Here is a 17,278-nt window from a genome sequence, read left to right as displayed (position 1 = left end):
AATCTGATGTCCGAGAACGTTCAACTTAATGGTCTGTGCGACCGTTTTCGCGGTTTTTATCCTGTGGTAATCGATGTTGAAACCGCCGGATTTAATGCCAAAACCGACGCCCTGCTGGAGATCGCCGCTATTACGTTGAAAATGGATGAGGAAGGCTGGCTGATGCCGGACGAAACGCTGCATTTTCATGTTGAGCCTTTTGAAGGCGCCAACCTGCAGCCCGAAGCGCTGGCTTTTAACGGTATTAACCCTAACGATCCCGAGCGCGGCGCGGTGAGCGAATACGATGCGCTGCACGCGATTTTTAAAATGGTCCGCAAGGGAATGAAAGAGAGCGACTGCAGCCGCGCGATTATGGTCGCGCACAACGCCACGTTCGATCACAGCTTTACCATGGCGGCGGCAGAGCGGGCTGGCCTGAAACGTAACCCCTTTCATCCGTTCGTGACCTTCGATACCGCGGCTCTGAGCGGCCTGGCGCTGGGTCAAACGGTGCTGTCGAAAGCCTGTATTGCCGCGGGAATGGCATTTGATGGTACTCAAGCACACTCGGCGCTTTACGATACCCAGCAAACCGCCCAGCTGTTCTGCGAAATCGTCAACCGCTGGAAGCGCCTTGGCGGCTGGCCATTACCCGTGGCCGAAGAGTAAGCGATAAAAAAAGCGACTTCACCGGAAGTCGCTTTTTTATTGGCAGCCGAATTACTCTGCTTTCGGTTCGTCAGTCTTGTACTTCGCGGCCGTTTCTTTGATCAGCTGCTGCAGTTCGCCGCGCTGATACATTTCAATCACGATGTCACAGCCGCCGACCAGTTCACCGTCAACCCACAGCTGCGGGAAGGTCGGCCAGTTAGCGTATTTCGGCAGCTCTGCGCGGATGTCCGGATTTTGCAGGATATCGACGTAGGCAAAACGTTCGCCACAGGCGGAGAGCGCCTGAACGGCCTGAGCGGAGAAACCGCAGCTTGGCAGCTTCGGCGACCCTTTCATGTACAGCAGGATCGGGTTTTCAGCGATTTGACGTTGGATTTTTTCTAAAGTCGTGCTCATTGTCGTGCTTCCTTAAACTTCTTTACGGCAGTAATTTGACATTGTAGCGCCCTGGGCGCAGGACCGATAATAACATTTTTTTCACTTGCCACATTTTATCTTCTGTCGGCATAAGTTGCCTTAAAAATATCATTTTATTGCTATACGCGGCAACGCATTGCGCGTTTTTCATGCGCGGGTACCGTTGACGGAAGCATTTTTTTGCAAATGTTAACCAAACGAGACGTTAGATACAAAAGAGTAGTAACTCTCCACGATTTTATGCTTTAGAATCGATGCGGTTTGTCATTCATCGTCAGGCATCTGTATATGTCTGTAATTTAATCAGGGGATTGCTCAGTGGCGCGTCTTAACAAAATCGCGATTTCGCTCTGTGCATTACTTTTCACATCTATTTCACTTACGCCGCTGGCGCATGCTTCCGGGCATACGCACGCTTCGGCCACGCCAAAAGCGCATCCGGCCAAGGGCACGACCGCAGAGCGTAAGAAAAAAGCAGCCAGTTCTAAAAGTAAAACCACCGCCAAAACCCCCAGCAAGAAAACGTCGACCGCCAGCCGCAGCAAATCAACCGCGTCACGCCAGACTGCCAGCGCCACAAAAAAATGCGTTCTGCGCAAAGGCTATAAAAAACTGTGCGCCAGTTCGACAAGGTCGATAGCGGAAAGCAAGATGGCAACCGCAAGCGTGCAGAAAAAGTGCGTGGTGCGTAAAGGCTATAAAACCCGCTGCAAACCGGTTGCCGACGAGCCGCAGCTGACCATCGCCGACGCGCATAAAGCTCGGGTACAAAAGGCGCAAAGCACCGCCATGTCCAAGCTGATGGATCAGATTGGCAAACCCTATCGCTGGGGCGGCACCTCTCCGCGTACCGGGTTTGATTGTAGCGGTCTGGTCTATTACGCCTATAAGGACCTGGTTAAAATTCACATTCCGCGCACCGCCAATGAGATGTATCACCTGCGCGACGCCCGTCCTGTGGATCGCGGTGAGCTGCAAAGCGGGGATCTCGTCTTCTTCCGCACCCGCGGGCGCGGCACTGCCGATCACGTCGGGGTTTACGTTGGCAACGGCAAATTTATCCAGTCTCCGCGTACCGGCCGCGACATTCAGATCACCTCATTAAGCGACGATTACTGGGTACGCCACTACGTGGGCGCACGTCGCGTCATGACGCCGAAAACCATTCGCTAATTGTGCCTTGTCGCTGCGGCGACAGGGTAACTCTCTCTTTTGCCACATCTTTTAATTTGCTACTATTATTACCCTGCGTAATACATGGTTATTACGCAGGCAAACTATAAAAAGGAGAGTAGCAATGTCGTTCGAATTACCTGCATTACCATATGCAAAAGACGCCCTGGCGCCGCACATTTCCGCAGAAACCCTGGAATACCACTACGGTAAACACCACCAGGCCTACGTCACCAACCTGAATAACCTGATCAAAGGCACCCCGTTTGAAGGCAAAACCCTGGAAGAGATCGTGCGTTCTTCCGATGGCGGCGTTTTTAACAACGCCGCTCAGGTCTGGAACCACACCTTCTACTGGAACTGCCTCGCGCCGAACGCCGGCGGCGAACCGCAAGGCGAACTGGCGGCGGCTATCGCTAAGTCCTTCGGCAGCTTCGCTGATTTCAAAGCCAAATTCACCGACGCAGCGGTAAAAAACTTCGGCGCAGGCTGGACCTGGCTGGTGAAAAACGCCGACGGTAGCCTGGCTATTGTCTCCACCAGCAACGCCGGTACGCCGCTGACCAGCGACGCGACTCCGCTGCTGACCGTGGATGTCTGGGAACACGCTTATTACATCGACTACCGTAACGCCCGTCCGAACTATCTGGAGCACTTCTGGGCGCTGGTAAACTGGAAGTTTGTTGCTGCTAATCTGGCTGCATAAAAGCAAACCGCAGAAGCCTTTCAGCTTCTGCGGTTATTGTATGACTTCACGCAATATTAACGGTTGGCGAACGCCTCTTCCGGCTGCGCCCGGCCGCTGAACAGCACCAGCAGTAGCGCCACGCCTGCGATAATCGCCCCCATCACCGGGACAAAGGCATAGCCCAGGCCGCCAGAGATGACCGCGCCGCCCGCCGCCGCGCCCAGCGCGTTTCCGAGGTTAAAAGCCCCAATATTGACCGATGATGACAGCCCCGGCGCTTCGTGGGCGACGCGCATCACGCGCATCTGCAAAGGCGGCACCACCGCAAAGGTCGCCGCGCCCCAGACCACCATACTGATTGCCGCGCCCACCTGCGATTGCGCCAGCAGCGGGATCGCCAGCATGATAACCATCAGCAGCAGCAGAAAGCCCTTCAGCGTCCCGCTAACGGAACGGTCGGCAAACTTACCGCCAAGGTAGTTACCCAGCGAGAAGCCGACGCCAATCAGCACCAGCATGGCGGTCACAAACAGCGGAGAGGCGTGGGTGATGGTATGCAAAACGGGAGAAATATAGGTATAAAGCGTGAACATCGCCCCTGCCCCCAGTACCGTCGTCAGCAGCGCCGACAGCACCTGCGGACGCATCAGCACGGAAAGCTCCTGCTTGACGTCAGGGCGCTCGCCGGCGCTGCCCTTCGGTAGAGAAAACCACAGACCGATAATCGCAATCACGCCCAGCCCCGCCGTGGCAAGAAACGACATCCGCCAGCCGATGGTTTCGCCCAGCCAGGTCGCCGCGGGAACGCCGCCGATATTGGCTATCGTCAGCCCCATAAACATCGTCGCCACGGCGCTGGCCTGTTTGTGTTTTGGCACAACGCTCGCCGCCACCACCGAACCCAGGCCGAAGAAGGCGCCGTGGTTAAGGCTGGTAATAATGCGCGACAGCAGCAGCGTGGTGTAATCCGGCGCAATGGAAGAGAGTACGTTACCGAGGGTAAAAATCGCCATCAGGAAGATCAGCGCATTTCTGCGCGCGCGGTGGGAGAGCAGCAGAGTCATCAGCGGCGCGCCGACCATCACGCCGATGGCATAGGCGCTAATCAGCATTCCCGCCGCCGGAATCGAAACGTCCACGCCTTTAGCGATAACCGGTAATAGCCCCATCGGGGAGAACTCGGTTGTGCCGATACCAAAGGCACCGATCGCCAGCGCGAGCAGGGGAAAATTGATTTTCATGCAGGGACTCCATCAGGCCGCCTTCCGCGACGGCATCTCATCAGAAGTCAAAAGCATGACATCAATCACAGAAAAACAAAAGTGAACGAAATGGCAAAAGATTTTTGCGAAAATGATAATAATGGCGGAGAGAAAGGGAGAGCGGCCTCTCCCTTAATCGCATAATTAGTGCAGTACTGCAGTCAAACCTGCGGCAACAATCAAACCAAGAACAATAATCGTTGTCGTCAGCGAAAACTTTAAATTTGTATCCATCAATTTTTCCCCCTGATTATCCCCACATGAAAAGTGAGCTTGCTCATTTTTACACAGAATAGCGTAAAAATCTTCCGAGATTTAGAGTGATGCACATTTTTGCTCTTCCCCTTTGCCCCAAGATCGGACAAAATCCCACGCTAATTTGAAAGCGTATCGGCCATTGACCCCTTCCTGTCGTTCTGTGTCGTTTTCCCGACGTGATGCCATGCTCAATTTTGGCGCCAGGGTGTGTACAGGCAAACGTTTACGTACCGATAAACAGACGATCAGGTCAAGGTCTGGAGTGAGAAGTAATGGCAACTATTAAAGATGTAGCGAAGCGCGCAAACGTTTCCACTACAACAGTGTCACATGTTATTAACAAAACCCGATTCGTTGCGGAAGAGACGCGCAATGCGGTGTGGGCGGCAATAAAAGAACTGCATTACTCCCCCAGCGCCGTTGCCCGCAGCCTGAAGGTCAATCACACCAAATCTATTGGTCTGCTGGCAACCAGCAGCGAAGCGGCCTATTTCGCTGAGATTATCGAAGCCGTCGAGAAGAGCTGCTTCCAGAAGGGCTACACCCTGATCCTCGGCAACGCGTGGAACGACCCGGAGAAACAGCGCGCCTATCTGTCAATGATGGCGCAGAAACGCGTAGACGGCCTGCTGGTGATGTGCTCCGAGTATCCGGAGTCGGTGTTAAGCATGCTGGAAGAGTATCGCCATATTCCGATGGTAGTGATGGACTGGGGCGAGGCAAAAGCCGACTTCACCGACTCGGTTGTCGATAACGCCTTTGAAGGCGGCTATATCGCCGGGCGCTACCTTATTGAGCGCGGGCATCGCGATATCGGCGTGATCCCCGGCCCGCTGGAGCGTAACACCGGCGCAGGCCGGCTGGCAGGTTTTATGAAAGCGATGGAAGAGGCGCAGATTAGCGTTCCGGAAAACTGGATTGTGCAGGGTGATTTTGAGCCGGAATCCGGCTATCGCGCCATGCAGCAGATTCTCGGCCAGCACCCTCGCCCAACGGCCATCTTCTGCGGCGGGGATATTATGGCGATGGGCGCCATCTGCGCGGCGGATGAAATGGGTCTGCGCGTGCCGCAGGATATTTCGCTGATCGGTTATGATAACGTGCGCAACGCCCGCTACTTTAGCCCGGCGCTGACCACCATTCATCAGCCTAAAGACTCTCTTGGCGAAGCGGCGTTTAACATGCTGCTGGACCGCATCGTTAATAAGCGTGAAATCTCGCAGTCGATTGAAGTCCACCCTCGCCTGGTCGAGCGCCGTTCCGTGGCCGACGGCCCGTTTGTCGATTATCGCCGTTAACCTTTCCCGCGGCGTCGGTCATTCCGGCGCCCGCAGCCACTCCCGGTTTAGCGTTTCGCTATCGCCAAGGTAATCCAGCAGCCATAGCAGCGCCGGCGAGGCATCGCTTTGCTGCCACGTCAGGCAGCATGCGGCGTCCGGGAAGGGGTTCTCCAGCTCCAGCGCCGTCCATGCGCCGCTATCAAGCCACGGGCGCGCTAAATGCCCGGGTACCATACCGACGCACAGTCCGGCGGAGAGACAGGTTTCTGAGGCATCCCAGTCCGGCACCACCACCCTCTTCTGGTTATCCAGCAGCCAGGTGGTCCGCTTCGGCAGCGAGCGCGAGGTATCCTCCCTGACCAGCGACGGCCAGTTGCGCAGGACGTCATCGCTCAGAGGCCCGGCCATTTGGGCCAGCGGATGGTGGCTCGCGACGACGCAGTCCCAGCTCAGCATTCCCATATCGCGAAAGGCGTAGCGGCCCCCTACCGGAATTGAGCGCGTCGCGCCGATAGCCAGCTCCACGCGACCGTCGGCGAGCGCATCCCAGACGCCGTTGAACACCTCCTGAAAAACAATCAGTTCGACGTCATCAAAATGACGATAGAAATCAACGATCATCTGCCGCATGCGCGTGGGTTTAACGATATTATCCACCGCAATAGAGAGCTGCCCGCGCCAGCCGTTGGCTATCTGCTGGCACTGCTGGCGGGTGATCTGCATTTTTTTGATAACAGAACGCCCCTCCTGTAAAAACCAGACGCCGGCCGGCGTTAATTCCACATCACGATGACGGCGTTCGAACAGCGGTACCGCCAGCCACTCCTCCAGCTGACGCACGGTATAGCTGACGGCCGAGGGTACGCGGTGCAGTTCCTGCGCTGCGGCGCTAAAGCTGCCGTTACGGGCGACAGCATCGACAACTTCAAGCGAGTATTCGGACCACATTTTCTGCCTGCAAAATTTTTGAATTCACCTGACAAATATTAGCGTTTCACAAGCCTTAATGCACTCCCTACACTCTGCGCCATCGTACCTGCAACAATAAAAAGAGAAGATGATGCAACAACCTGGGAAAGGATTTTTAGTCTGGCTGGCTGGACTCAGCGTACTGGGCTTTCTGGCGACCGATATGTATCTTCCGGCTTTCGCCGCCATGCAACAAGATTTGAACACTTCTGCGGCCTCCGTCAGCGCCAGCCTGAGCCTGTTCCTGGCAGGCTTTGCGCTGGGCCAGCTTTTCTGGGGGCCCCTTTCCGATCGCTATGGCCGCAAGCCGGTGCTGTTGAGCGGGCTGGCCATTTTTGCTATTGGCTGTCTGGGGATGCTGTGGGTTCGCGATGCCAACCTGATGCTCGCGCTGCGATTTATTCAGGCCCTGGGGGTTTGCGCCGCCGCGGTGACCTGGCAGGCGATGGTCACCGATTATTATCCAGCGCAAAGAACCAACCGGATTTTCGCCGCCATTATGCCGCTGGTCGGTTTATCGCCGGCGCTGGCGCCGCTGCTCGGCAGCTGGCTGCTGGTCCATTTTGAATGGCAGGCTATTTTTGCCGTGCTGTTCGCGATTACCCTGCTGCTGATGCTGCCCGCCCTGCGCCTGAAGCCAGCGAACAAACCGGTTGCCAGCGCCCAGCAGAAGCTCACGTTTCTCACCCTGCTGCGCTCGCGCGAGTATAGCGGTAACGTGCTCATCTACGCCGCCTGTTCCGCCAGCTTTTTTGCCTGGCTGACGGGGTCGCCGTTTATTCTTCATGAAATGGGCTATGGCCCGACCGTTATCGGCCTGAGCTACGTTCCGCAAACTATCGCGTTTCTGGTGGGCGGTTATGGCTGCCGCGCGGCGCTGCAAAAATGGCAGGGCCAGCAAATTCTGCCCTGGCTGCTGACGATTTTCGCCCTCAGCGTCGCCGCCACCTGGCTGGTAGGCCTGCGGGAAAACGCCACGCTCGTTGGTTTGATGATTCCGTTCTGCGCCATGGCGGTGGTGAATGGCGGTATTTACCCTATCGTCGTCGCGCAGGCCCTGAAGCCATTCCCGCAGGCGACCGGTCGCGCCGCTGCGCTGCAAAACACCCTGCAGCTTGGCCTCTGTTTCCTTACCAGCCTGCTGGTCTCGACGCTGATTGCCACCCCGCTGCAAACGACCACCAGCGTGATGCTGGTCTCCATCGTGCTGGCCGGGATGGGCTACCGCATGCAGCACAAAGCCGCGCATCTGGAAACAAAATCGTCACATGCTTAAGGTAATGTGCTGATAGTGCTAAGATCCAGTAATTAGCTTGCTAAGATATTTTTGTTGAAAGCCTGTTTTTAGCGGCCTATACTGGATCCGGCGTCACATAAATAGAAAACTAATTGATTTTAACGGGAGCAGGATGCATCCCGTTTCACCATGGAAGGCCTTTCGGCAAGGGTTACCTCCCTTCCTCTGTTCTACGTCGGATAGCAGCCTCACGGATTATCCGTGAGATTTCTCACAAAGCCAAAAAAGCGTCTACGCTGTTTTAAGGTTCTGATCACTTGGGCGTGATGGAGAAGCTATGAGTTCATCGTGTATAGAAGAAGTAAGTGTACCAAATGATGACTGGTACCGAATTGCAGCTGAATTATTAGGCCGTGCGGGCATTGAAATTAATGGTCCTGCTCCCTCCGACCTGCGAATTAAAAACCCTCTCTTTTTTAAGCGCGTTTTACAGGAAGGGTCGCTGGGGTTAGGCGAGAGCTATATGGACGGCTGGTGGGATTGTGAGCGGCTGGATATATTTTTCCATAAAGTTTTACGCGCCGGTCTGGAAAATCAGCTTCCCCATCATTTCAAAGATACCTTGCGTATCGCCAGCGCACGCTTATTCAATCTGCAAAGTAAAAAACGATCCTGGATTGTCGGTAAAGAGCATTACGATTTAGGTAACGATCTGTTCAGCCGCATGCTCGACCCCTATATGCAGTACTCTTGCGCTTACTGGAAAGACGCGCAGACTCTCGATGACGCGCAGCAGGCAAAATTAGATCTGATCTGCCGTAAACTTGAGCTTGAGCCAGGGATGCGGGTGCTGGATATCGGCTGCGGCTGGGGCGGGCTGGCTTACTACATGGCCAAACATTACCAGGTCAGCGTGGTTGGCGTGACCATCTCGGCAGAGCAGCAGAAAATGGCGCAGCAGCGCTGCGCGGACCTCGACGTCACCATCCTGCTCCAGGACTATCGCGACCTGCACGAAAGCTTCGATCGTATTGTTTCCGTCGGCATGTTCGAACATGTCGGGCCTAAAAATTACGCCACCTATTTTGATGTGGTCGATCGTAATCTGAAACCCGACGGTCGTTTCCTGCTGCATACTATCGGTTCGAAAAAAACCGATCATAGCGTTGACCCGTGGATTAACAAATATATCTTCCCTAACGGCTGCCTGCCGTCGGTGCGCCATATTGCCGAAGCCAGCGAATCGCATTTCGTTATGGAAGACTGGCATAATTTTGGTGCCGACTACGACACGACGCTGATGGCCTGGTATGAGCGCTTCCTCGCCAGCTGGCCGGAAATCGCCGACAACTACTCGGAACGCTTCAAACGTATGTTTAGCTATTATCTGAATGCCTGCGCTGGCGCTTTCCGCGCGCGCGATATTCAGCTCTGGCAGGTGGTTTTTTCTCGTGGGGCCGAACACGGCCTGCGCGTGGCCCGCTAAAAATATCCCCCGCGTCGGCGGGGGTATTTTTTACTCGGCCGCCGTTTTCAGTGCCGCCTCTTTCGCCGCCAGCACGCGCTCGACGGTATCGATGACCGCCTGAGTCTGCGGATCGATTTCAATATTCACCCGATCGCCCAGCTTTTTCACCCCAAGCGTGGTGCGCTGCAGCGTTTCCGGGATTAAATGAACGCAAAAGCGGGTTGGCGTCACTTCACCGACGGTGAGGCTAATCCCATCTACGCCGATATAGCCTTTATAAAGGATATATTTCATCAACGTCGGGTCCTGAACCTTAAACCAGATCTGGCGGTTATTTTCCGAGGTGAGAATTTTCACCACTTCCGCGGTGGTCATAATATGGCCGGACATCAGGTGACCGCCAATTTCATCGCTGAATTTCGCCGCGCGCTCAACGTTAACGCTGTCGCCCTCGCCGACCTCGCCCAGATTGGTTATACGCAGGGTCTCTTTCATCAGGTCAAAACTCACTCGCGCGCCGTCTATATGGGTGACGGTCAAGCAGCAGCCGTTGTGCGCTACGGAAGCCCCGGTTTCGAGCCCCGCCAGCATATGCTCAGGCAGCTCCACGACGTGGGTGCGAAAGTTAGGTTTTTCATCGATCGCCACCACTTTGGCGGTCCCCTGCACAATACCGGTAAACATATTTTGCTCCTGTATAAATTCGTGACGGTATCAGTACCGTTTTAGGCTATGACGAACAATAACAGGTGGCAAAACAGGTTGCCAGCGCACAACGTGCAGTGGAATTTTTTCACTGGCTAAATGGCTAATCCTCGCTACAATAGTCTGGCAAATCCCTCTGCTTTTCTTCTTGCTGCCACATATGGCGGCTTTTTTAGTCCTCCAATAACAACAATATAAAGGTGTTTACGTGCAGAAGTATTTTATTGAAGCGCGTCAGTTATTAGCACTGGCTATACCCGTTATACTCGCCCAGGTGGCGCAAACCGCCATGGGCTTCGTCGATACCGTGATGGCGGGTGGCTATAGCGCCACCGACATGGCGGCCGTCGCCATCGGTACCTCTATCTGGCTACCGGCGATCCTCTTTGGCCACGGCCTGCTGCTGGCCCTGACGCCCGTTATTGCCCAACTGAATGGTTCCGGCCGTCGCGAGCGTATTGCTCACCAGGTACGCCAGGGGTTCTGGCTGGCTGGCTTCGTCTCCCTCCTGGTGATGGTTGTGCTGTGGAACGCCGGTTACATTATCAGCTCAATGCATAACATCGACCCGGCGATGGCAGAGAAGGCGGTCGGCTACCTGCGGGCGCTGCTGTGGGGCGCGCCCGGCTATCTGTTCTTTCAGGTCGCTCGCAACCAGTGTGAAGGCCTGGCGAAAACCAAACCGGGTATGGTAATGGGATTTATCGGTCTGCTGGTCAACATTCCGGTGAACTACATTTTTATCTACGGCCACTTTGGTATGCCGGAGCTCGGCGGTATCGGCTGCGGCGTGGCGACGGCATCGGTTTACTGGGTCATGTTTTTCAGCATGCTCTTCTGGGTGCGCCGCGCGCGTTCGATGCGCGATATTCATCACACAGAGCGCTTCAGTAAACCTGATTTCGCCGTCATCCAGCGTCTGGTACAGCTGGGCCTGCCGATTGCGCTGGCGCTGTTTTTCGAAGTGACCCTCTTCGCCGTCGTGGCGCTGCTGGTTTCGCCGTTGGGGATCGTTGACGTCGCCGGGCATCAGATAGCCCTCAACTTCAGCTCGCTGATGTTCGTCTTGCCGCTCTCGCTGGCGGCAGCGGTGACCATTCGCGTCGGTTTCCGTCTCGGGCAGGGTTCCACGCTGGAGGCCCAGACCTCGGCCAGAACCGGCGTCGGCGTCGGGGTGTGCATGGCCGTTTTCACGGCGGTTTTCACCATCCTGATGCGCAAGCAAATCGCGCTGCTGTATAACGATAATCCCGAGGTGGTTACCCTCGCGTCCCAGCTGATGCTGCTGGCGGCGATCTACCAGATTTCCGACTCCATTCAGGTGATCGGCAGCGGAATTCTGCGCGGCTACAAAGACACGCGTTCCATCTTCTTTATCACCTTTACCGCCTACTGGGTATTGGGACTGCCGAGCGGCTACCTGCTGGCGCTGACCGATATCGTGGTACCGCGCATGGGCCCCGCCGGGTTCTGGTGCGGCTTTATTATTGGCCTCACCTCCGCCGCCGTAATGATGATGCTGCGCATGCGTTTCCTGCAGCGTCAGCCTTCCAGCGTCATTTTACAACGCGCGGCGCGCTAGACCGTCGCGGAAGCGAAGCCGCTATCCAACGGCGCTGATTCAGCGCCGTTTTCTCATGCTGGTGAAGAAATATTCTTTTGCATCAGTAAAATATAACCAATATGGATAAAACTTCTGCGATCGTGAGAAATCTGGAAGAAAAGTGACGTTTACCTCTTGCCACAACCCCTCCCTCCCGCTAATATGCGTCCCCGTTGCCACTGCAACATTGCGTTCATAGCTCAGTTGGTTAGAGCACCACCTTGACATGGTGGGGGTCGTTGGTTCGAGTCCAATTGAACGCACCATAATGCGTTTATAGCTCAGTTGGTTAGAGCACCACCTTGACATGGTGGGGGTCGTTGGTTCGAGTCCAATTAAACGCACCATAATGCGTCCGTAGCTCAGTTGGTTAGAGCACCACCTTGACATGGTGGGGGTCGGTGGTTCGAGTCCACTCGGACGCACCATTTCACAGCCTCGTGATATGGTGCCTTTTATCTCCCGCATTGAAATATCCGAAAATTACTTTCAGCGCTGGCAATACGCTATTTTCTGATTTTTCCCGGTCGTGTCCTTAATATCTTTCACCATTCCGACAACTTATTTCCCGCGCTTATGTAAATTGACGTAAAGCCCTGCGCCGCGTCTACGCTGCATTTATTAACGCAGCGGCCCCGCCGATATTCCCTCGCGAATAAAAATCTTTCGTTAGATCATAACCCGTTATGCTGACATTCATTAAAAACAAGCGAAACGGTAACAGCAGTGCAATTCAGAGTATTTCAAAAAATATCACCACAAACCGGTTTGACTGTTCAAAAATAACGACTAAATTTAATTTCTGAACGACAACGGATACGTACCTAAAGCGTATCTTCCTGACATAAACTCAACAACAGAGGTATGAAAATATGGCAGAACATCGTGGTGGTTCCGGTAATTTTGCTGAAGACCGTGATAAAGCATCTGAAGCAGGACGTAAAGGCGGTCAGCACAGCGGTGGTAACTTTAAAAACGATCCGCAGCGCGCATCTGAGGCCGGTAAAAAAGGCGGCCAAAATAGCCATGGCGGCGGGCGTAAATCTGATAATTCCTGATATTAATCGCCTCATTCGCTTGTAACTAAAAGAGTAACCTGCGAGTCTGCGGACTCGCAGTTATTCTCCGTTTATAAAGGTAATTAATATGAATATGAAGAGCATAGAAGACGTTTTTATTCATCTTTTATCGGATACGTATAGCGCAGAAAAACAATTAACCCGCGGCCTGGCGAAACTCGCCAGAGCGGCGTCCAGCGAACAGCTTAGCGCCGCGTTCAAAGCCCACCTGGAGGAGACTCAGGGGCAAATTGAACGTATCGATCAAATTGTCGAACAAGAGCCTGATATCAAAATCAAACGGATGAAATGCGTGGCCATGGAGGGGCTGATTGAAGAAGCTAACGAAGTTATTGAGAGCACGGAGAAAAATGAAGTGCGGGATGCGGCGTTAATTGCCGCTGCGCAAAAGGTTGAACATTATGAAATTGCCAGCTACGGCACTCTCGCCACTTTAGCAGAACAGCTTGGCTATAAAAAAGCGGTTAAACTTTTAGCGGAAACGTTAGAAGAAGAAAAATCAACCGACCTTAAATTAACTGACCTGGCGGTCGGCAATATTAATAAAGATGCCCAAAATAAATAGCCAGAGAGTAAACCAATATTAAGGAGTTGATTATGAATTATCTTGAACATTATCACGACTGGCTACGCGATGCGCATGCAATGGAAAAGCAGGCAGAATCTATGCTGGAATCCATGGCGAGCCGCATCGATAATTACCCTGACCTGCGCAGCAGAATTCAACAGCACGTAACTGAAACCAAACGCCAAATTACGGTACTGGAGGAGATTCTGGACCGTAATAATATATCACGCTCGGTGCTGAAGGATTCCATGAGCAAAATGGCCGCGTTAGGTCAATCCATTGGCGGGATGTTCCCTTCCGATGAAATCGTTAAAGGGTCAATTAGCGGTTATGTATTTGAGCAGTTTGAAATTGCCTGTTATACCTCCCTGCTTGCCGCCGCGAATAAAGCCGGCGACACCGCCTCAATCCCCGCTATCGAATCGATTCTGGCAGAAGAGCGGGCCATGGCCGACTGGCTGCTGAAACATATTCCGCAAACAACGGAAGAGTTCCTTCTGCGCTCTGAAGCCGAAGGCGTTGAAGCGAAAAAATAAGCAATAAGGATAAGAGCCTATGTTCCGACACGTTAAGCAGCTTCAGTATACCGTAAGGGTCGCCGAGCCGAATCCGGGACTGGCGAACCTCCTTCTGGAACAATTCGGCGGGCCCCAGGGCGAACTGGCCGCCGCATGCCGGTATTTTACTCAGGGCCTGAGCGATGACGATCCGGGCCGTAAAGATATGCTGATGGACATAGCCACCGAAGAGCTGAGCCACCTTGAAATTATCGGCTCGCTGGTTGGCATGCTCAATAAAGGGGCCAAAGGCGCCCTGGCGGAAGGCGTGGAAAACGAAGCCGACCTGTACCGCTCGCTTACCGCTAACGGTAACGACAGCCATATCACCTCTTTGCTATATGGCGCAGGCACGCCGCTGACCAACTCCGCCGGGGTGCCCTGGACCGCCGCCTATATTGATACGATTGGTGAGCCAACCGCGGATTTACGCTCCAACGTAGCGGCCGAGGCGCGAGCCAAAATCATCTATGAGCGCCTGATCAACGTCACTGATGATCCCGGAGTCAAGGATGCGCTGGCTTTTCTGATGACCCGGGAAGCCGCTCATCAGCTCTCTTTCGAAAAAGCGCTCCAGTCCATCAGAAACAACTATCCGCCGGGGAAATTACCGCCCGTCAATGAATACGCCAGCACCTACTACAATATGTCAGAGGGCGACGACATTCGCGGTAGCTGGAATAGCGATCGGCACTTTGAGTATGTGGCGAATCCCCAGCCTGCAGTCGACGGCGGAGACGGAGGCGTCAGCGTCAAGCTAAGTGCCGAGCAGCAGGCGCTGGTTAAAGCCATGGCGGAACGAACCCAATCCGACCCGGATGGCGATCCTCTTACCGGCGCAGAGCTCGGCGCAGGCAAGAAGAAGCCCTAATCCTCAATAACCTGCTGTTAATCACTTCCCCCTGCTCAATTCGGGGGGTTGTTCTGTGATGGGGTCCGGAATATGTTTGAACTCGACGCGTTTAATCTGGCTCGGCTGCAGTTCGCATTTACCGTCTCTTTTCATATCCTTTTTCCGGCGATTACCATCGGACTGGCCAGCTATCTGGTGGTGCTGGAGGGGATGTGGCTGCGGACAAAAGATGACGTCTGGCGCTCATTGTATAATTTCTGGCTGAAAATTTTTGCCGTTAATTTCGGCATGGGCGTGGTTTCAGGCCTGGTCATGGCTTATCAATTCGGCACCAACTGGAGCGGTTTCTCACAGTTTGCCGGTAGTATTACCGGTCCCCTGCTGCTTTACGAAGTGCTCACCGCCTTTTTTCTCGAAGCCGGTTTCTTAGGCGTTATGCTCTTTGGCTGGAACAAAGTTCCTCCCGGCCTGCACTTCTTCACCACCTGCATGGTGGCGCTGGGCACGCTGATGTCAACCTTCTGGATCCTCGCGTCAAATAGCTGGATGCAGACGCCGCAGGGTTTTACCATTGAAAACGGTCATGTCATTCCCCAGGACTGGCTGGCGATTATCTTTAACCCTTCTTTCCCCTATCGTCTGTCCCATATGGCGATTGCCGCTTTTCTCAGCAGCGCGATGTTCGTCGGCGCCTCCGCCGCCTGGCATCTTCTGCGGGGCAATGATACGCCGGCCATACGTAAAATGTTTTCCATGGCGATGTGGATGGCCCTGCTGGTCGCGCCGGTTCAGGCTATCGTTGGCGATATGCACGGGCTCAACACGCTTGAACATCAGCCGGCAAAAATCGCTGCCATAGAAGGCCACTGGGAGAACAAACCCGGAGAAGCCACCCCGCTGCTGCTGTTTGGCGTGCCCGATATGGATGAAGAGCGCACCAAATACGGGCTGGAAATCCCTGCGCTTGGCAGCCTGATCCTCACCCATAGCCTGAACAAGCAGGTCCCGGCGCTGAAAGATTTTCCGCCGCAGAATCGGCCAAACTCCCTTATCGTCTTCTGGTCTTTCCGCATCATGGTCGGCATGGGCGTGTTGATGATTGCCCTCGGCGTATGGAGCCTGTGGCTTCGCTACCGGCAGCGTCTTTTTCACTCCCGCGCCTTTCAGTGGTTTGCGCTGGCGATGGGGCCGGCGGGGCTGCTGGCGCTGTTGGCCGGCTGGATCACGACCGAAGCGGGACGCCAGCCCTGGGTCATCTATGGTTTATTACGCACCCGGGATGCGGTCTCTCTCCACAGCACAGCGCAAATGATCGTCAGCCTGCTGGTCTTTATCGTGGTGTACTGTTCGGTGTTTGGCGTAGGTTATTACTACATTATCCGGCTGATTCAGAAAGGGCCTCAGCCCGTCAGCGAATTGACATCGACAACCTCCGGTACGCCGGCTCGCCCCCTTTCCGCCGCAGAGGCCGTGCCTGAAGAGGAGACTCGCTAATGGGCATCGATATCTCCGTTATCTGGTTTGTCATCATAGTGTTTGCCACGCTGATGTATATCATTATGGACGGCTTCGATCTCGGCATCGGAATCGTCTTCAGCTTTGTGCCCAACGCCAACGAGCGCGACGTGATGATGAACAGCGTCGCCCCGGTATGGGACGGCAATGAGACATGGCTTGTGCTGGGCGGCGCGGGGCTATTCGGCGCCTTTCCGCTGGCGTACGCCGTCATCACCGATGCGCTAACGATTCCGCTCACCGCCATGTTAATTGGCCTGATCTTTCGCGGCGTCGCCTTCGAATTTCGTTTTAAGGCCACCCCCTCTCATCAAAAATTCTGGGATTACTCATTTGTGGGCGGCTCGTTGTTGGCCACCTTTAGCCAGGGGATAGTCGTGGGCGCGGTCATCAGCGGCTTCGAGGTTGCCGACCGCAGGTTCATCGGCTCAGCGCTGGACTGGCTGACGCCCTTTAGCCTGTTCTGCGGCTTAGGGCTGGTGGTGGCTTATACGCTCCTCGGCACCACCTGGCTTATCATGAAAAGCGAAGGCGCGCTGCAGCAGCGCATGCGTGAGCTGACCCGCCACACGCTTCTGGCGCTGATGGCGGTCATCGCCGTGGTCAGCGTCTGGACGCCGCTGGGCTGGCCGTCCGTTGCTGAACGCTGGTTTACCCTGCCTAATTTCTACTGGTTTGTGCCCGTTCCCATTCTGGTACTCGTCTTTAGCCTGTGGATCTGGCGCCTGAGCGCTCACCCCGCGAGCCACGCCCGCCCTTTCCTCCTGACGCTCGGGCTTATTTTTCTCGGCTTCAGCGGCCTGGGCATCAGTCTGTGGCCCAATATCATCCCTCCGCATATCACGCTGTGGGAAGCCTCCGCGCCGCCGGCCAGCCAGCTATTTATGCTGGTAGGAACCCTGCTTATCATTCCGGTGATTTTGGTTTACACCGCATGGAGCTACTACGTATTCCGCGGCAAAGTTTCCGGAAATGAAGGCTATCACTGAGGT

General features: G+C 54.7%; 18 protein-coding genes and 3 tRNA genes. 16 read left to right on the top strand and 5 right to left on the bottom strand.

What is annotated here, in order from left to right; translation table 11 throughout:
• The first annotated feature begins 6 nt into the window (after positions 1 to 6).
• Positions 7 to 651 carry a ribonuclease T gene (rnt, locus tag F8562_RS11475; RefSeq protein ID WP_014229602.1) on the top strand — a complete coding sequence of 215 codons (645 nt, stop codon included), beginning with the start codon at positions 7 to 9 and terminating at the stop codon, positions 649 to 651.
• Positions 652 to 702: 51 nt separating this feature from the next.
• Here the strand turns inward: rnt and grxD are convergent, their stop codons facing one another.
• Positions 703 to 1,050, bottom strand: coding sequence for a monothiol glutaredoxin 4 (gene grxD / locus F8562_RS11470; RefSeq protein WP_004102692.1), 348 nt, complete (start codon positions 1,048 to 1,050; stop codon positions 703 to 705).
• 339 nt (positions 1,051 to 1,389) lie between these two features.
• On the opposite strand from grxD, the gene F8562_RS11465 reads away from it, so the two are divergent.
• On the top strand, positions 1,390 to 2,244 hold the full coding sequence (locus F8562_RS11465) for a C40 family peptidase (RefSeq protein WP_014229604.1): 855 nt from the start codon (positions 1,390 to 1,392) through the stop codon (positions 2,242 to 2,244).
• Between the two features lie 124 nt (positions 2,245 to 2,368).
• Positions 2,369 to 2,950, top strand: a complete 582-nt coding sequence (sodB, locus tag F8562_RS11460; RefSeq protein ID WP_004851476.1) for a superoxide dismutase [Fe] — start codon at positions 2,369 to 2,371, stop codon at positions 2,948 to 2,950.
• Positions 2,951 to 3,006: 56 nt separating this feature from the next.
• On the opposite strand, the gene F8562_RS11455 is transcribed toward sodB, so the two are convergent.
• Together F8562_RS11455 and F8562_RS11450 are read right to left on the bottom strand one after the other, a co-directional pair.
• Complete coding sequence (locus tag F8562_RS11455; protein WP_004851479.1) at positions 3,007 to 4,173, bottom strand: MFS transporter; 1,167 nt, start codon at positions 4,171 to 4,173, stop codon at positions 3,007 to 3,009.
• Positions 4,174 to 4,338: 165 nt separating this feature from the next.
• A complete protein-coding gene (locus F8562_RS11450) occupies positions 4,339 to 4,428 on the bottom strand; it encodes a YnhF family membrane protein (RefSeq protein WP_049082851.1) in 90 nt (29 codons plus the stop codon).
• Between the two features lie 296 nt (positions 4,429 to 4,724).
• Here F8562_RS11450 and purR point away from each other — a divergent pair, with 296 nt between their 5' ends.
• On the top strand, positions 4,725 to 5,750 hold the full coding sequence (purR, locus tag F8562_RS11445) for an HTH-type transcriptional repressor PurR (protein ID WP_004851481.1): 1,026 nt from the start codon (positions 4,725 to 4,727) through the stop codon (positions 5,748 to 5,750).
• Between the two features lie 18 nt (positions 5,751 to 5,768).
• On the opposite strand, the gene punR is transcribed toward purR, so the two are convergent.
• The gene (gene punR / locus F8562_RS11440; RefSeq protein WP_014229606.1) at positions 5,769 to 6,680 is read right to left on the bottom strand and encodes a DNA-binding transcriptional activator PunR; all 912 of its coding nucleotides are present in this window, start codon (positions 6,678 to 6,680) and stop codon (positions 5,769 to 5,771) included.
• A 112-nt stretch (positions 6,681 to 6,792) separates the two neighbouring features.
• On the opposite strand from punR, the gene punC reads away from it, so the two are divergent.
• Positions 6,793 to 7,977, top strand: coding sequence for a purine nucleoside transporter PunC (gene punC / locus F8562_RS11435; protein WP_014229607.1), 1,185 nt, complete (start codon positions 6,793 to 6,795; stop codon positions 7,975 to 7,977).
• A gap of 298 nt (positions 7,978 to 8,275) precedes the next feature.
• The gene (cfa, locus tag F8562_RS11430) at positions 8,276 to 9,424 is read left to right on the top strand and encodes a cyclopropane fatty acyl phospholipid synthase (RefSeq protein WP_014838673.1); all 1,149 of its coding nucleotides are present in this window, start codon (positions 8,276 to 8,278) and stop codon (positions 9,422 to 9,424) included.
• 30 nt (positions 9,425 to 9,454) lie between these two features.
• Here cfa and F8562_RS11425 read toward each other — a convergent pair whose 3' ends face one another.
• Positions 9,455 to 10,090: a riboflavin synthase gene (locus tag F8562_RS11425; protein WP_004851490.1), complete on the bottom strand. Its 636-nt coding sequence runs from the start codon at positions 10,088 to 10,090 to the stop codon at positions 9,455 to 9,457.
• 229 nt (positions 10,091 to 10,319) lie between these two features.
• Between F8562_RS11425 and mdtK the strand changes: the two genes are divergently transcribed.
• From mdtK to cydB, 10 genes are all read left to right on the top strand, one after another.
• A complete protein-coding gene (gene mdtK, locus F8562_RS11420) occupies positions 10,320 to 11,693 on the top strand; it encodes an MdtK family multidrug efflux MATE transporter (protein WP_014229610.1) in 1,374 nt (457 codons plus the stop codon).
• 210 nt (positions 11,694 to 11,903) lie between these two features.
• Positions 11,904 to 11,980: transfer RNA gene (locus F8562_RS11415), tRNA-Val, on the top strand.
• Between the two features lie 4 nt (positions 11,981 to 11,984).
• A tRNA-Val gene (locus F8562_RS11410) sits at positions 11,985 to 12,061 on the top strand.
• 4 nt (positions 12,062 to 12,065) lie between these two features.
• A tRNA-Val gene (locus F8562_RS11405) sits at positions 12,066 to 12,142 on the top strand.
• A gap of 444 nt (positions 12,143 to 12,586) precedes the next feature.
• Positions 12,587 to 12,772: a general stress protein gene (locus F8562_RS11400; protein WP_004136767.1), complete on the top strand. Its 186-nt coding sequence runs from the start codon at positions 12,587 to 12,589 to the stop codon at positions 12,770 to 12,772.
• Between the two features lie 88 nt (positions 12,773 to 12,860).
• On the top strand, positions 12,861 to 13,358 hold the full coding sequence (locus F8562_RS11395) for a ferritin-like domain-containing protein (RefSeq protein WP_014229611.1): 498 nt from the start codon (positions 12,861 to 12,863) through the stop codon (positions 13,356 to 13,358).
• A 32-nt stretch (positions 13,359 to 13,390) separates the two neighbouring features.
• Positions 13,391 to 13,897, top strand: coding sequence for a ferritin-like domain-containing protein (locus F8562_RS11390; protein ID WP_009653688.1), 507 nt, complete (start codon positions 13,391 to 13,393; stop codon positions 13,895 to 13,897).
• A 19-nt stretch (positions 13,898 to 13,916) separates the two neighbouring features.
• Positions 13,917 to 14,789, top strand: coding sequence for a manganese catalase family protein (locus F8562_RS11385; RefSeq protein ID WP_014229612.1), 873 nt, complete (start codon positions 13,917 to 13,919; stop codon positions 14,787 to 14,789).
• Positions 14,790 to 14,861: 72 nt separating this feature from the next.
• Positions 14,862 to 16,265, top strand: coding sequence for a cytochrome ubiquinol oxidase subunit I (locus F8562_RS11380; RefSeq protein WP_014229613.1), 1,404 nt, complete (start codon positions 14,862 to 14,864; stop codon positions 16,263 to 16,265).
• Positions 16,265 to 17,275, top strand: a complete 1,011-nt coding sequence (gene cydB, locus F8562_RS11375) for a cytochrome d ubiquinol oxidase subunit II (RefSeq protein WP_014229614.1) — start codon at positions 16,265 to 16,267, stop codon at positions 17,273 to 17,275. Before F8562_RS11380 ends, cydB begins: the two co-directional genes overlap by 1 nt.
• Positions 17,276 to 17,278: the final 3 nt, after the last annotated feature.

Source organism: Klebsiella sp. RCJ4 (genome assembly GCF_009025755.1).
GTDB classification, from domain to species: Bacteria; Pseudomonadota; Gammaproteobacteria; order Enterobacterales; family Enterobacteriaceae; genus Klebsiella; species Klebsiella michiganensis.
This window is presented reverse-complemented; position numbering and strand designations above follow the sequence as displayed.